12 protein-coding genes are annotated in these 13,979 nt (G+C 48.0%); 9 read left to right on the top strand and 3 right to left on the bottom strand.

Features of this window, described 5'->3' with window-relative positions; genetic code table 11:
- Positions 1-101 precede the first annotated feature (101 nt).
- Positions 102-887: a helix-turn-helix domain-containing protein gene (locus tag PPM_RS21080; RefSeq protein ID WP_013372849.1), complete on the top strand. Its 786-nt coding sequence runs from the start codon at positions 102-104 to the stop codon at positions 885-887.
- A 141-nt stretch (positions 888-1,028) separates the two neighbouring features.
- Here the strand turns inward: PPM_RS21080 and asd are convergent, their stop codons facing one another.
- Both asd and PPM_RS21070 read right to left on the bottom strand, forming a co-directional pair.
- Positions 1,029-1,826: an archaetidylserine decarboxylase gene (gene asd / locus PPM_RS21075; protein WP_013372848.1), complete on the bottom strand. Its 798-nt coding sequence runs from the start codon at positions 1,824-1,826 to the stop codon at positions 1,029-1,031.
- An 88-nt stretch (positions 1,827-1,914) separates the two neighbouring features.
- Positions 1,915-3,042 (bottom strand): YheC/YheD family protein, encoded by a 1,128-nt coding sequence (locus tag PPM_RS21070; RefSeq protein WP_016324687.1) that lies wholly within the window; start codon positions 3,040-3,042, stop codon positions 1,915-1,917.
- A gap of 206 nt (positions 3,043-3,248) precedes the next feature.
- Here PPM_RS21070 and PPM_RS21065 point away from each other — a divergent pair, with 206 nt between their 5' ends.
- The 4 genes from PPM_RS21065 to PPM_RS21050 all read left to right on the top strand — a co-directional run bounded on the left by PPM_RS21065 (position 3,249) and on the right by PPM_RS21050 (position 8,032).
- Positions 3,249-4,412, top strand: coding sequence for a glycosyltransferase family 4 protein (locus tag PPM_RS21065; RefSeq protein ID WP_013372846.1), 1,164 nt, complete (start codon positions 3,249-3,251; stop codon positions 4,410-4,412).
- A gap of 114 nt (positions 4,413-4,526) precedes the next feature.
- Positions 4,527-5,309, top strand: coding sequence for a WIAG-tail domain (locus PPM_RS21060; protein WP_016324686.1), 783 nt, complete (start codon positions 4,527-4,529; stop codon positions 5,307-5,309).
- A gap of 337 nt (positions 5,310-5,646) precedes the next feature.
- Entirely contained in the window at positions 5,647-6,237 is a 591-nt protein-coding gene (locus PPM_RS21055; protein WP_013372844.1) for a sensor domain-containing protein, read from the top strand.
- Positions 6,238-6,241: 4 nt separating this feature from the next.
- Positions 6,242-8,032 carry a hybrid sensor histidine kinase/response regulator transcription factor gene (locus tag PPM_RS21050; protein ID WP_013372843.1) on the top strand — a complete coding sequence of 597 codons (1,791 nt, stop codon included), beginning with the start codon at positions 6,242-6,244 and terminating at the stop codon, positions 8,030-8,032.
- Between the two features lie 167 nt (positions 8,033-8,199).
- Here PPM_RS21050 and PPM_RS21045 read toward each other — a convergent pair whose 3' ends face one another.
- Positions 8,200-9,978 carry a M4 family metallopeptidase gene (locus tag PPM_RS21045; RefSeq protein WP_013372842.1) on the bottom strand — a complete coding sequence of 593 codons (1,779 nt, stop codon included), beginning with the start codon at positions 9,976-9,978 and terminating at the stop codon, positions 8,200-8,202.
- A 556-nt stretch (positions 9,979-10,534) separates the two neighbouring features.
- Between PPM_RS21045 and PPM_RS21040 the strand changes: the two genes are divergently transcribed.
- Genes PPM_RS21040 through PPM_RS21025 form a run of 4 tightly spaced genes read left to right on the top strand, consistent with a single transcriptional unit; the run spans position 10,535 to position 13,930 of the window.
- Positions 10,535-11,473 carry a glycosyltransferase family 2 protein gene (locus PPM_RS21040; RefSeq protein ID WP_016324685.1) on the top strand — a complete coding sequence of 313 codons (939 nt, stop codon included), beginning with the start codon at positions 10,535-10,537 and terminating at the stop codon, positions 11,471-11,473.
- Entirely contained in the window at positions 11,470-12,405 is a 936-nt protein-coding gene (locus PPM_RS21035; RefSeq protein ID WP_013372838.1) for a glycosyltransferase family 2 protein, read from the top strand. The genes PPM_RS21040 and PPM_RS21035 overlap by 4 nt, the downstream gene beginning before the upstream one ends.
- On the top strand, positions 12,402-13,202 hold the full coding sequence (locus tag PPM_RS21030) for a glycosyltransferase family 2 protein (protein ID WP_013372837.1): 801 nt from the start codon (positions 12,402-12,404) through the stop codon (positions 13,200-13,202). Before PPM_RS21035 ends, PPM_RS21030 begins: the two co-directional genes overlap by 4 nt.
- Entirely contained in the window at positions 13,199-13,930 is a 732-nt protein-coding gene (locus PPM_RS21025) for a sugar phosphate nucleotidyltransferase (protein ID WP_013372836.1), read from the top strand. Before PPM_RS21030 ends, PPM_RS21025 begins: the two co-directional genes overlap by 4 nt.
- Positions 13,931-13,979 lie beyond the last annotated feature (49 nt).

The raw sequence follows: 13,979 nt of genomic DNA, 5'->3' as shown, positions 1-13,979 counted from the left end.
GGCATAAGAGCGTATTTTTTGCTTAATCGTGGCGCTGCGCTTATATTATAAAATAACGGGATAACAGGACAACCAGAGATGAACAAAAGGAGGTGCAGATTTTGCTGGATACATCTGCGTCATCGTTTATCCTGCTGCCGGCCTTTGCCAAAATTGTATGCGAGCCGGGCTGGAAATGGCAGGTACGCGAGAAGCCGATGCCAAACTATGATTTATTTTATGTATGGAGCGGAGAAGGGACGGTTGTATTAAATGGGGAAGCCTATCCGGTGAGCAAGGGCAGCTGCTTTCTGTTCAAACCGGGAGACGATACCCGTGCCACACATAATCCGCAAAAGCCGCTCATACTTACTTATATTCATTTTGCTCTCACCGAACAACCCAAGCAAATACCAGCCAGCTACCGTATGTTGGAGGAAACGTTCGAGGTGGAGCATATGCTTGCCAGATATGTCCGTCTGCGTCTGGAGCGTGCCTATGGGGCTGATGAGGAGGGCAGGCTGATCCTGAAGCAACTGATGATTCATCTGCTGCGTGCAGACCGGAAGGAACCGCAGGAGCAACAGGCCAGTAACCAGCTCACCGAGGTCATTCGAGAAACGGCTAACTACGTGCGGCAGCATCCGGGACTTCCTCATCGAGTCGAGGATTTGGCAGCACGTGCAGGGCTGTCACCGCGTTATTTTTCGATAAAATTCAAGGAGCTGCTAGGTGTTTCTGTGCAATCTCATATTATCAGCATGCGGATTGAGCGCGCGCAGCACCTACTGCTACATGCCGGAATGAATGTGACTGAGGTGGCGGAGGCTTTGGGATACCGCGACATCTTTTTCTTCAGCCGCCAATTCAAGCAGTATACAGGAAAAAGTCCGTCTGAGATTCGATAAGGCTATTAACGCATGACGAATATAAAGGATAAATCAAAAAGGACCGGAGCAGTTACGCCGGGTCCTTTTTGATATGAGCCATTTGAATCATTCGATCCCAATGCTCAAATGTGCAGCTATTTTTTTGTTACAATCCTTCATTTATGCTTTAGAATCGTGTCGAAAGCTACCAAGACGTTGTCCCATTTTCACCACATCCCCCAGCTTCAATGCGGGGTCTGGCTCAAATGTGCCGTTTTCAGTCAGCAAAACGACGGTTGAGCCAAATTCGAAATAGGCGAGATCGTCACCTTTTGTCCATGAGACCGCTTTTTCATCCGTATATTTGATGCTGCTCACATTCATTGCGCCAACCTTGACGACCGCCACCTCACCATATTCGTGGGCCATGTACGTAATCTGTCGTTCATTGCGACTAAGAACTCCCCTCATATGCTGCAAGCCGAAGTCATTCACTGGGTATACTTTGCCGCGCAGATGTTCCTTTTCTACCAGTGTACCGGATACCGGTGCATGAATGCGATGGTAATCTGTCGGGCTAAGATACAGCACAAAAGCATAGCCGTGTGTGTATTTCTCAAGACGCGGAGAGCGGTTTAGAAGCTCTTCCAGCGTATAGTCTTGCCCCTTGACGTTCAAAAGAGTACCAGACGTAATTGGGCCGGTAAAAGTAATCCGTGCATCCACCGGACTGGTCATCACCTCGGCGTTCGTATCAATCGGGCGCATGCCCGCTTTTAATTTGCGTGTAAAATAGGCGTTCAGGGAGCGATATTCTTTCCAATCCTGTTCCGCCTCATGCGTCTGGATCTGGTACGTACGTATAAAGGTGGGGATAAAAAGTCGGCTTGCACCGCTTTGCGCGAAGGAGCCCACAATCCGGCACACCCACTTGCGCGATGATAGCTCCGTCATAAGCCGCAGCCACTGTTTTGCCATTACAGATCCCCCTTGTTCATTTCCGAGCCGTCTTGGCCGGAACCTGTCCGGCCGCTCTGAACTATATTGACACAGAATGTGACGTAAATCAATACAGGGGACGGCCTGGTGAACGTTCAGTGCCTGACGAAGACATTCGTTCGAGAAGCCAACGTGCGTAAGCCATTGGCTGAGCGTACGTTTCTTTCCAGACATTACTCATGCCTGCCTGGCTAAAGCCATAGCGCTGATCACGACCATTGCATTCGATAAAAACAATCTTGCCTTCATGGGTAATTCCCAGATCCAGTCCGACATCGGCCAGACGGGGCAGGTGTTGTGCCAATCGGTGGACGATTTGCAATGAGAGTCTCTCTAGCTCATTCATCAGCCGGGCTATGTTTGAGTTTTGAACTGTCTCTGTTCGTGATAACACCTCTGGTAGGGAACAAGCCGTACCGCCTTGGGCTACATTCGAGACGAAAGTGTGGGATGGAGCAATTTTGGCAAACATGCCTGTCACCCCCCAGATTCCGCCATACCCGCGCTGAACGGTCACACGGATATCAAATGGACGACTGTCGCACAAAGCAAGCGGAATGGTTTCCTGAACGATATGAGGAACATGCATCAGTCGCTTGTGCAGAAATAAAGGGAGTTCCCCGACCTTCAACCGTAGGGTGGACCAACGTTCAGATATCGTTGGATGAGCACATTGCAATGTCCAGCTTCCGCTGGAATGCCTCAACCGCATAATTCCTCTACCTATGCTACTGCTACTGGGTTTAATTACAACATCCCCGGTTTGCTCCATCAAGGTACGGATGGAAGACAGGTTGCCTTGCAATGTTTTGGGAAGGTGGGGATGTAGCAGAGGATCTTCCTGTAGAATTGCATGTATATGGTCTTTGCCGAAACGGTTTTGTTCATTAAAAATATAGAATCCCTTGTGTACCAGCCTGTTGATATCGCGGGCATTTTCATTTTGCCGATAGAGAGTCCGATTGTGGATGACTGGCGGCAACGGAAGAGTCATCTGCCGATACTCGTTGCCGTTTTTAACAAAAGCCCGGCATGTTCCGGTCGATATATGAATATCTTCTAGACGAAGAAAGCAGGGGATTAGCTCGTAGCTTAACCCGGCCTCCTCGTAATTGGCGATAGATTCATAACGCGTCCTCATGACGGGAATGCCCCGGTAAGTTGCCGGGTTGAGCATGACGCCGACATGCAACATGAGTATGTCCGCCCTCCTTATCGTCAATCCAACTGACCATATTGTGATTCTAGTCCATCATATGTATCAAAGGTCGGCCAGGCATGGACGCTAGCCTTGCGATATGCCCAAAGTAATAAGCCAAGCACCTTTCAGAGCAAGAAACGATATGATACAAGATGAGTGTTGAAGGGTGAGGGAATAAGGTAAGGAAAGTAGGTGAGGTGATGCAGAGGCTGAAGGTAGCAGTCATTACACCGGGATCTTTTGTTATACCTTCGCCCCGCAGCAGTTCAGTGGAGCGGGTAATTGCTCGTATGGTACCGCTGGCTAGCCATAAGCTTCAGGCACAGATCTATGGCATAAGAGGAGCAGAAACACCGGATCACGGCGATGTTGACGGAATTCCTTGTATGCGCTATACGCGGGGGGCAGGTTATATTCCCGAGGTAATCGCTGATTTGAAGAGATGGTTACCTGCGGTAATAGATGTACACAATCGCCCCACAGTTGCGTATGCCATTCGCGAGGCTTTGCCCGATAGCAAAATTGTGCTGACTTTGCATTCCACCACGTTCATCCGGGAGCCTCACCTCAAACGGAAGGACATGGGTAGGCTGCTGTTGTCGATGGATCGTATTATTGTGAACAGTGCGTATTTGGGGGCAATCGTGGCCTCTGACAGTCCCGATGCGGTCAGAGAACGCATCGTCATCAACAAGTTGGGTATTCATCCTGGCGATTTCCTGCCACGGTGGACTCCTGCAGCAGAAGCGATCAGGTCGGCACGATTGGACGATTTCGGCTGGTCAGGCCGCCGAATCGTGTTATATGCAGGCAGACTGATGCCAGGAAAGGGAGTTCATCGGCTGCTAAAGGCTCTGCGGCGTATCGCCCATACCTGTCCAGACGTGCTGCTGCTCATAGCAGGGAGTGCCTATTACGGTCACGACCGCCTCACGCCGTACACCGCAGCATTGCATCGGCAGATCCGTAAACTAAGGTTGGCGAGGCATGTGCACTTCCTCGGCTATGTGCCGCATCCGGCATTGGCCTCGTTATATCAGTTAGCCGATGTAGCCGTTGTTCCTTCTATTGAAGCTGAAGCCTTCGGGCTGGTCAATCTGGAAGCCATGGCGGCAGGAGTACCTGTGGTAGCATCACGAATCGGTGGTATTCCGGAGGTTATACAACACGGCAAGACAGGCTGGCTTGTTTATCCGTCACGCGGCGAGCAGGAAATGGCCGACGCCATCACCAGGTTGCTCCAGCAGCACGACTTACGGCGACAAATGGGAGAAGCCGGGCTGGACGAGGTACGGAGGCGATTTTTATGGCAGCACTCCGCCCAACGCTGGGCTCAATTTATAACAGACTGCGCAACTGAGTGACGTGGTCGCGGTTACGTGCATAGGCTATCTCATAGGCATTAGGCCATGATTCCCACCTGGGTGAATGAAGCGGAGCGACCGCTGGTTCACTCCTGTGTCAAAGGAGCGGTCATCATGAACCATCGCACGAACCATAGCCCTAAGGATAAAAAAATAGCACGGCGTAACCTTTCCAATACAGTCCCCTCTCCCCGTGTAAACAAGGAAAAAACGGCTTCGCCTGCTGGCAGTCCCAGACCCACTCAGCGTGGAACGGCAAAGGTACCTGTTCCCGTAGAGAAGGATACCCCGGTGCAAGCTATAGAGGAAGCAGCATGGAAAAAGCATAAGCTTCCCAAAACGCTGGAGGAAGCGATGCAGATGAATCGAGCATCTGTGCTGCTGCTGTCTGTGCCTGACTCAGATACCGAATACGGAACGGATCACGACATGGCGTCTATGAAGACGGAAGGTCAGACCGAGCAAGACTCGTTATTGGATTGCTCTATAACCAGTATTCATATTGCGGAAGGAAGACAGCGTTCAAAGCAGCGAATGCGCTTGCCAGAGCAAGATACCCATCTAGTTTCTCAGACTGAAAAAGAATTAGGTCGGAATGCCATTCATGTTGGCTCAGTGACCGATGACGGGACTACTGACAGTGAAGTGACTTTACCTCAATTTGGCAGCACTTCTTTTTATCTTTCTGCACAAGAAGTTACAAGCAAAGTGAACGTTGTGTTTGATAAGCCTTTTATAGACACGCAATATGCAATCACCGCCAATGCGAGCGTACCGGGAGTGATAGTGTCCGTCACACAACGACAGAGGCATTCGGCAGTGCTTACAGTGGAACGCAGACAACCGGGTCAGATATGTGAGGGATGGATTCTCTGGATTGCGATGGGGACATCATAGATAATAAATATACACAGCTTTTGTTTATGGTAATGTTAGAACAACCTCAGACACTGAAACAGGAATGAAAAAACGCCATTCTTTCCTATGATTATAAGGAAAGAATGGCGTTTTTTTACTTCTTTTTAATCGGCAGAGCATAATAGCCAAAAGCTAAATCGAGCGAAGGTAAAGGAGCTAATGCATGACATAAAAAAGAGCTTAGTACAGCTTGTTTTATAGTCATGACCTACAAATATGACACTTTGACACTACCGTATGTGACAGATAACAAGTTAGATTCGAAGGGCAATTCATAACGTATTAGCAAATAAAATAAAGAGTAGGAGAGAATCAAATGACGAAAGAATCAGCTCGCAAAAGGTTGCAAGATTTCTACTTTTTGTTGTTTACCTTCGGATCGGGACTGTTTTATTTTTGCTTCTATTTGGTCAGCATTACATTTGCGTTGGGGATGGCGGTTATCTTCGTGGGTATTCCCTTGTTGGCGTGTGTGTTGCGAACAACTCACACGTTTGTCCAATATGAACGCATTCAGACGAAGGTTTATACGGATATATCGATAGAGCCAATCCTGACAAGGACAAACAGTGGAAGGGATAAATGGATGAAAGCGAGAGAAGCCATTCTTAATAGTAGCAATTGGAGGGCGGTTTTTTGGCTTATGCAGAAATTTTTTATTGGGGTGATCAGCCTTATATGTGCCGTTATATTGTACATAGCTCCGATCGTATTTATCGTTACACCGATACTTTTTCAACATCTTGATATATACTTATGGGGATTCGCTGTAGATTCATGGGAAAAAGCTATATGTGTCATGCTCGCTGGGTGTATTCTCGTCTGGATCAATACTCGCATTGGAAACAGCTTAGTTCAAATAGTCGGAATGTACACGCATTCCATGTTTAAAGCTATTAAGAGGTGATAATTTGTTTACAACCTGGAAACAATGGCTCTGGTATGACTGGTTATTGCTTTGTATACGTTTTGTCATCTGGTTTTCATTGATGATAACTACTATCCAACACCAAGACCATTTAACGGTGCCCCTTTGGATCATCGTTCTTTGGGAAATTGCCGCATTTTCAATACCTTGGATTTGTTTAATGTTCAGTTATCGCTACTATCTGCTTACTGAGATGGTTTTGTTTGGCGGAGTGTGCTTCTACTTAACCTTATTATTTCCGGCGGCATATCTTGCATTTTTAATGCCAACTTTCATGATCGCGGCAAATAGTGCTCATAAATCATTCCGTTGGTCGGGTTCAATCACAGTTGTTTTGTTTCCATTGCTCGTTGCAATATTTTCCCCAGGAACAGATCTATGGGCGATTATCCCACAAATCGGTCTGGCTTTTGCAATAGGATTTTCCTTCCACTTACTAGTTTCTAATTACCGCCAAAATGAAATTATACGCAATCAGAAGCTTGTGCTGGAACAGTACCTATCTCAGATTGAGCAGATTACTTTGTTAGAGGAGCGCGACAGACTTTCCAAAGATTTGCATGATACGATGGGGCATTCCTATACCTCTATCATTATGGGGTTGGAAATATTGCGTACGGAATTAGCAACAAAAGATGGAGAGCAGAAAATCGACTCATTATTGCAATTAGCCCGTAACAGTATGGAGGAAGTGAGAGCCTATTTGCATCAAATAGATTCACCACAAGAATCGCTTCCTTTGACTGTTACTTTGCAACAATTAGCAGAGGAGTTCCAGAAACATGCAAAAGTAAATGTACGCACTCGAATAATAGGGGAAGAGTACATAGTCTCCAAACAAGCAAAAATGACGCTTTATCGGTGCTTGCAGGAATCGCTGACTAATGCTGTGCGCCACGGACAATCCACCGAAATCATTGTGTCACTGCATTTTGAGCCGCAACAGACGAGATTGGATGTACAGGATAATGGTGACGGAGTGGAGGAGTGGAAGGATGGCTTCGGATTAACTGCAATGAAAGAACGTGCGACACAGTTACAAGGGAGAGTCACTGTATACTCCGAAAAGGGTGAAGGGACGTTCATCTCATGTGTATTACCCAGACTGATACAATTGTCCGATGAACGAATCCGCTTGTGTATCGTCGATGATCATTCGTTTATCCGAGACAGTCTCCATACCATCTTGGACGGACAGGAGGACTTACAGGTAGTGGGTGTGGCTGAAGATGGAGAACAAGCAGTGGAATTGTGCAGAAGCCTGAATCCAGATTTGATATTAATGGATTTGGAGATGCCCAATCAGGATGGGATTCGTGCGACCAAAATAATCAAGGAAACGTGGCCTGACATTCGTGTCCTCATCCTGTCAACGTTTCAGGATACAGAGAGGGCGAAGGAAATCATGCGAAGCGGTGCTGACGGGTATTTGCTGAAATCCATAGAGTCGCGTGAACTGGCTGAAACGATTCGCCTCGTCTATCGGGGAGGCACGGTAATTAACCAAGATTTGTTCCATAGAATGTGGGACGGAAATGATGAAGAAGAGTCAGTCGGACCGAGGTCAGATGGAGAAGAGTATGGCTTAACGAAACGTGAGCTAGAGGTTTTGAATCTTTTATCTCAAGGAAACCGTTATAAAACAATTTCTGAGAAACTTTACCTATCCAACGGCACAGTAAGAAATTACGCCTCCACTCTCTATGACAAGCTGGGAGTCAACAATCGAGAAGAAGCCGTGCAAAAAGCAAGAGATACAGGATTACTTTTGTAAGAGAAAAGGGCGCCCCTTTGAGGGGGCGCCCTAAATAAGGGGGGAAGGGGTGCAGACTTGTACACTGCACCCCTATTTTCCGTCCATGGTATGGGCAGGGCCAAGTAACAGTTGCACAACGGCAAAGGTCTATGGACGAGAATCGTGAAGAGGATAGTGTATATGATTTAGTTTACGCCTACAGCGTCAAAAGACTTGGCAGCTGCAGTTGCTTCTGCTGAGTTCGCCCCGTACAGATCTTTTGCGGCTTGGATCACAGCAGCACGTGCGTTGGAGAAGTCGGAAGAAGAAGTCAGGTAGTTCGTAAAGGCACTGTAGTAAATTTGCACCGCTGCATCACGGCCAATTCCATTTACAGTTACGCCATGGAAATTACCACCTTGTGCTAACAAGTAGTAAGCTTTATTGATAATACCGCTGTTGGTGTGAACACCGCCGTTATCGGAGCTGCCTCTGTACAGGTTGGAATAGTGATCTGGTTGATCGTACAGGGTTGGATTGGACATTGAGCGAAGGGCATCGCCTGCAATGTTTGGCGTGTAAATATCATCGCCTACAAGCCAGTTTTTGCGCTGAATGTCATTCCCGATAACGTCTGAGAAAGCTTCATTCAATGCGCCGGACTCTCCGTAATATTCCAAATTCGAAGTATACTCTGTGACACCATGCGTAAGTTCATGTCCTACTACATCGGGGTCCCCGCTGAAGGCGATAAATGTGCTACCATCTCCATCTCCATAAGTCATTTGGGAGCCGTTCCAGAAGGCATTGTTGTAGCGACTACCGTAATGGACCGTCGAACGAAGTTGCAGACCGCGTCCGTCAATGCTGTTGCGTCCAAATTTGGCTTTATAGTAATCATAGGTTTTAGCAGCATACGCATGGGCGTCCACACCAGCTGGATCATTCCATACATTATCGGCATCTGTCAAAATGGTACCTGGGATGCTTTGACGGTTGGAGGCCGTGTAAGTCACGATTCCGTTACCGCGTGTTGTATCTTTTAACTGGTAGCTACTGCCGGAAGCGGTAGTAGTGAACGATTTGGAATCACCAAGCACACCTTTACCTGTGCCTGTCGCTTCATTAATGATGTCATACTGGAATACGATGCTGCCGTCATTGGCATCAATAATGTAGCGGGTACGCAGTGGGGCAGGTTCTAAAACATTAACTTCTGTTACATAAACCAGCAGCAGGTCATCCCCCTTAGGGTAGTAGTAGAGTTCTGCTTTAGGATCTACTTCAGGCTGCAGATTAGCGATTTTGGCAATGGAACTTTTTTCTGGTTCCACTGCTTCAATTTTGCTATCTTTCAGGACAGATGCCTGATCAAGACTCAGCTCGTCCTTATCAACAGAAAGCGTTTTTTCGTTGTTAGCTGCTTCGGCGTAAGTATCTTTACTTACACTGCTTGGCTCCTCAGCGTCTTTAGAAATAGTATCGTCGGAGGTAGGGAGGGCTTCAATCCGTGCAGCTGCTTCTTTATATGCGGTGTAGACCGCTTCAGAAGCGCTGATTTTTGGAGTTGTACCTTGCGTAGCTTCTGCCTGCTGATCCTCATTAACCACCGCTCCTAAGTAAGAGGTGACCTCACCAGATTTGCCCACATGAATAGTTTGTTCAGCTCCATACACGGGAATTCCGTTTACATACTGCTTCAGTCGATAATGGCTTACACCGGATTTGTCGCTTGTGCGATCAACGATTCGGAATTGTTCACGTACACTGGAGCTATCCACACCCAGCAACGATTTCTTTTGTCGATTTAAATAGCTCCATACAATGTCATCCCCCGATACCGAGGTAGGTGCTTTCCATTGCTCGGCGTGGAAGGTCGGTGTAAGCTGAGCTGGCCCCGAAACGGAACTCTCCGCAGATGCACCAGACGCGACAGACCCTAATAACATAGCTCCTCCAAGAAGCGAAACCCATACTTTTTTCATTAAAATTCACTCTCCTCGATTAATGTCAGGATGAATTATCCTGTTTTGAATAAGGCATTACGCCATTTATGTAGGTCGTGTTGTCGTCTGGGGTAGAAGAATGGAACATGAAGAGAAATACCGAAGTGTTATTCATGAAGCGTGCGTGAAAAGAGGGTACTGCATTTGAAGCAAGTAGCCTAAAAAGGTAACAAACTCCTCCCTTCCTGTCGTATACAAAGATAGTGGAATAAAAGCGGATAATGGAAAAAAGTTGCCTTATGCAAAAAAAACAAAAGTTGATTTTTCGAACTCCCATCATCTGGCTCTGATATTAGCACAGAGAATGACGGACGAGAAGATCTATGTAACAAATTTATCCAAAATGATTCTTTAGACCCTAAAAACTCATTTATTTAATAGGAATAATAAGTTTTGTAAAATAAAGTCGAAAATTGCTGTGTCGAAAAGACTCCACGCTTGCCGTTACACACGGCGTTTGGACCGCATAGGTTATGTTGAACTGTCCTAATCATGCTGTTCATCTATACAGCAGCAAGGGGGGTGAGACGGGAGCATGAAAAAGCGTGGAAGAGCTGGATTCAAGATCAATCGGAGGAGGCATTCCAGGGCTTACTATCATTCTAAGATGTGGCTGCCATTCCGAATGCCGAACATGGATAAGAAGCCGATAACCCCTGATAAGAGCGAGGTTCTCGATACGGAGAGAGGGACACAGATCGGCGGAGCGCGGCCATCTGAACCGCCATCAGTGGGAAAGGTTCTCGTATCTGTCATTATTCCGGCCATGAATGAGCAAAGAACAATCGGAGCTGTGATTCGCGAAGCGCGCCATGTCCATCCACAAACAGAGGTTATCGTTGTTGAGAATGGATCACACGATAGAACGGCGAAGGTAGCTGCGGCGGCGGGGGCTCGTGTACTTTCCTTCCCGGAACCGCTCGGACATGATGTTGGCCGTCGTATTGGAGCGGAGGCAGCATCCGGACAGATCCTGCTTTTTCTGGATGGTGATATCGTCATTCCCTGCGTCAGACTTCGGCCATTTATACAGGCCGTATGTGCAGGAGCGGATGTGGTGCTGAATGATTACCATGGACCTGTGAATCGCACGCCCATACATCCTGTAGTTGAGGCAAAGCATGTATTGAATATCTTGTCGAATCGTGCTGATTTAGGGGGAGCCTCTATGACTGGTATTCCACATGCCATAAGTCAAAAGGCTTTAAAGGAAATAGGTCTAAAGTCCTTGGAAAAACCTCCGCTATTTCAAGTGATGTCCATCGTCTCCGGGTTGCGAGTGGTGACTGTACATGGAATAGCTGTCGGTAGAATGAACGCAACACGTAAAAAACAGAACGGCAAGGACCCGCTGGCAGGTGTAATTGTCCAGGATCACCTGGATGCCATTGCCTGGCTTACATCACGTCTGGGAGCACGTGCGGGATATACGGATTTGGAGCGCAAACGGATCAGAGATGAGGTGAAAACGTGACTAGAGCGTATCGCAGAAGAAAGCGTGAAGACCCGGGCTGGGGGCTAAGACGTGTACAGCGAAAACGAGAAACGACGGCTTCGATGCATAGCCGCCGGGTGAGAAAACCCACCCCTCGGGCGCAAGAAATACCCGAAGTCAATCTGACCGAGGAACGTGAAGCCCCCAGTGATATAGTATTGCAGGGGACTGCAGCAGCCGTGGTCAGCGTCTGTAATGAGGAGGCTACGATTGACCGGGTACTGGGCGAGCTGGAGAAACTTCCGCTTGCGGATATCATTGTTGTATTGAACGGCTGTACGGATGGTACGCGCTCCGCCGTAGCCAAACGTCATCCTGGTGCGACTCTCGTTGACGTACCGGATCGCCTGGGGCATGATGTTGGCCGTGCGATAGGCGCACGTCTGACGCAGGCTGATATTGTGCTGTTCGTGGACGGAGATTTGCCGATCCCAGCGTCTGATTTGCTGCCTTTTCTTCAAGCGGTCGATCAGGGAACGGATGTGGCGCTTAATGATCTGGGCAGACATTTGCCTCCTTATACCCAGCAGGACAGCGTAACACGGTGCAAAGGGTTTCTGAACCGAGTACTGCGCAGGTCGGATCTTGGAGCAAGCTCATTGACCGCTGTACCGCATGCATTATCACGACGTGTGCTGAATCAACTTGGGCCAGCTGTGCTTGCGGTACCGCCGAAGGCCCACGCGATGGCGATTCTGCATGGCATGATCGTGGCAGCAGTACATGCTGTCGATGTGATTAAAACAAATCGCAAGCGGACCTTCAATGTCGGGAAAGGGAACGCTATGGAGCAGTTAATCATCGGCGATCATGCAGAGGCGCTGACGACAGTGTTTCAGGTAGCCGGGTATTCTCCGCTCGGGCCTGTTCCAACACGGGTAGACGTTGCCAAAGGGAGGAATGCACGATGAGTCTGACGAGCATCATTATTCCGACTTATAATGGCCTTCATTTATTAAAGCCGTGTATCGAGGCGATTCGAACACATACGATAGATGCACCGTATGAAATTATTGTTGTGGACAACGCTTCGAATGACGGGACGGATGATTTTTGTGCATCCGAGCGGCTAATCAGCATACGTCTTCCTGAAAACAGGGGCTTTCCGGCAGCTTGTAATATGGGGCTCCGTCTGGCTTCGGGCGATCAATTCGTCATTTTAAACAATGATGTGACGGTTACACGGGGATGGCTATCGAATATGTTGGCTGCTTTGCACAGTGAAAGCACAGTGGGACTGGTGGGACCGGTGACGAATTACATCAGCGGTATTCAGCAGATTCATGGAATAGAAGGAGATTTCGCCAGCTGTCTGAGATATGCGGAGCAGAATAATGTAAGCAATCCCTCCAGATGGCAAGAGGTCAAGCGGCTAGTCGGGTTTTGTCTGTTGTTCCGGCGTGAGCTGCTGGAACGGATTGGATGGTTGGATGAACGATTCAGCCCCGGACATTATGAGGATGACGATTATTGTCTGCGTGCACGCGTACATGGCTATAAGCTGCTCATGTGCAACGACTGTTTTGTCTATCACCAGGGAAATGCGAGTTTCTCGCGCTCGGAAACTTCTTGGCTCGAAGAGCTGATCGAGCGGAACTATCGATTATTTATAGAAAAATGGAGCATAGATCCCAGAATGTTCATTGAAACTGGGAACGCTGCGATCCCATGCACTGAACATGCTGTCGAAGGAGGAAGGAAGATATGAAAGGGATTATTCTCGCAGGAGGAACCGGGTCGCGTCTTCATCCGTTGACTACATTACTCAACAAGCATCTGCTTCCAGTCGGCAAGTATCCCATGATCGTATATGGTATCGAAAGGCTACGGCAAGCGGGGATTACCGATATGCTCATTATTATTGGTAAACAATCGGCCGGACTGTACACTGATTTTTTAGGCAGCGGCAGTAATTATGGTGTCCAATTGACATACCGAATTCAAGAAAAAGCGGGCGGCATTGCGGAAGCACTCGAATTGGCAAGAAGCTACATGCAGTCAGAAGAGAAGTTCACTGTTTTGCTAGGTGATAATTTGTTCAAGGAAGACTTGGGACCTGTCATCGAACGCTTCAAACAACAGCCACCGGGGAGCGCCAGGGTCTTGCTGAAAAAGGTGGCAGATGCCCGTCGTTACGGGGTGCCCGTGTTTGATCCCGAGCGCCCGGAGAGTATTACGCGGATTGAAGAAAAGCCGCAGCATCCCCAGTCCAAATATTGCGTTACGGGTATCTATATGTACGATACTGCCGTATTTGATAAGATCCGGGAAATAGCGCCTTCGGCACGTGGTGAGCTTGAGATCACCGATGTTAACAACTGTTATGCTGCTGAAGGCAAGCTGGAATACGATATTTTACGGCGCTACTGGAGCGACGCAGGAACCTTCGATTCCCTTCAGGAAGCTGGAGTGAAAATGAAGGGACTTCTACCTTGATTTCACTGAAACACCATTCAGCCGGGCCAGGCATATAGTATAGGCATAA

Origin of the sequence: Paenibacillus polymyxa M1 (genome assembly GCF_000237325.1) — a bacterium.
Taxonomy (GTDB): Bacteria; Bacillota; Bacilli; order Paenibacillales; family Paenibacillaceae; genus Paenibacillus; species Paenibacillus polymyxa_C.
Note: the sequence above shows the minus strand (reverse complement) of the source record. Positions and strands in the feature narration are given on the sequence as shown.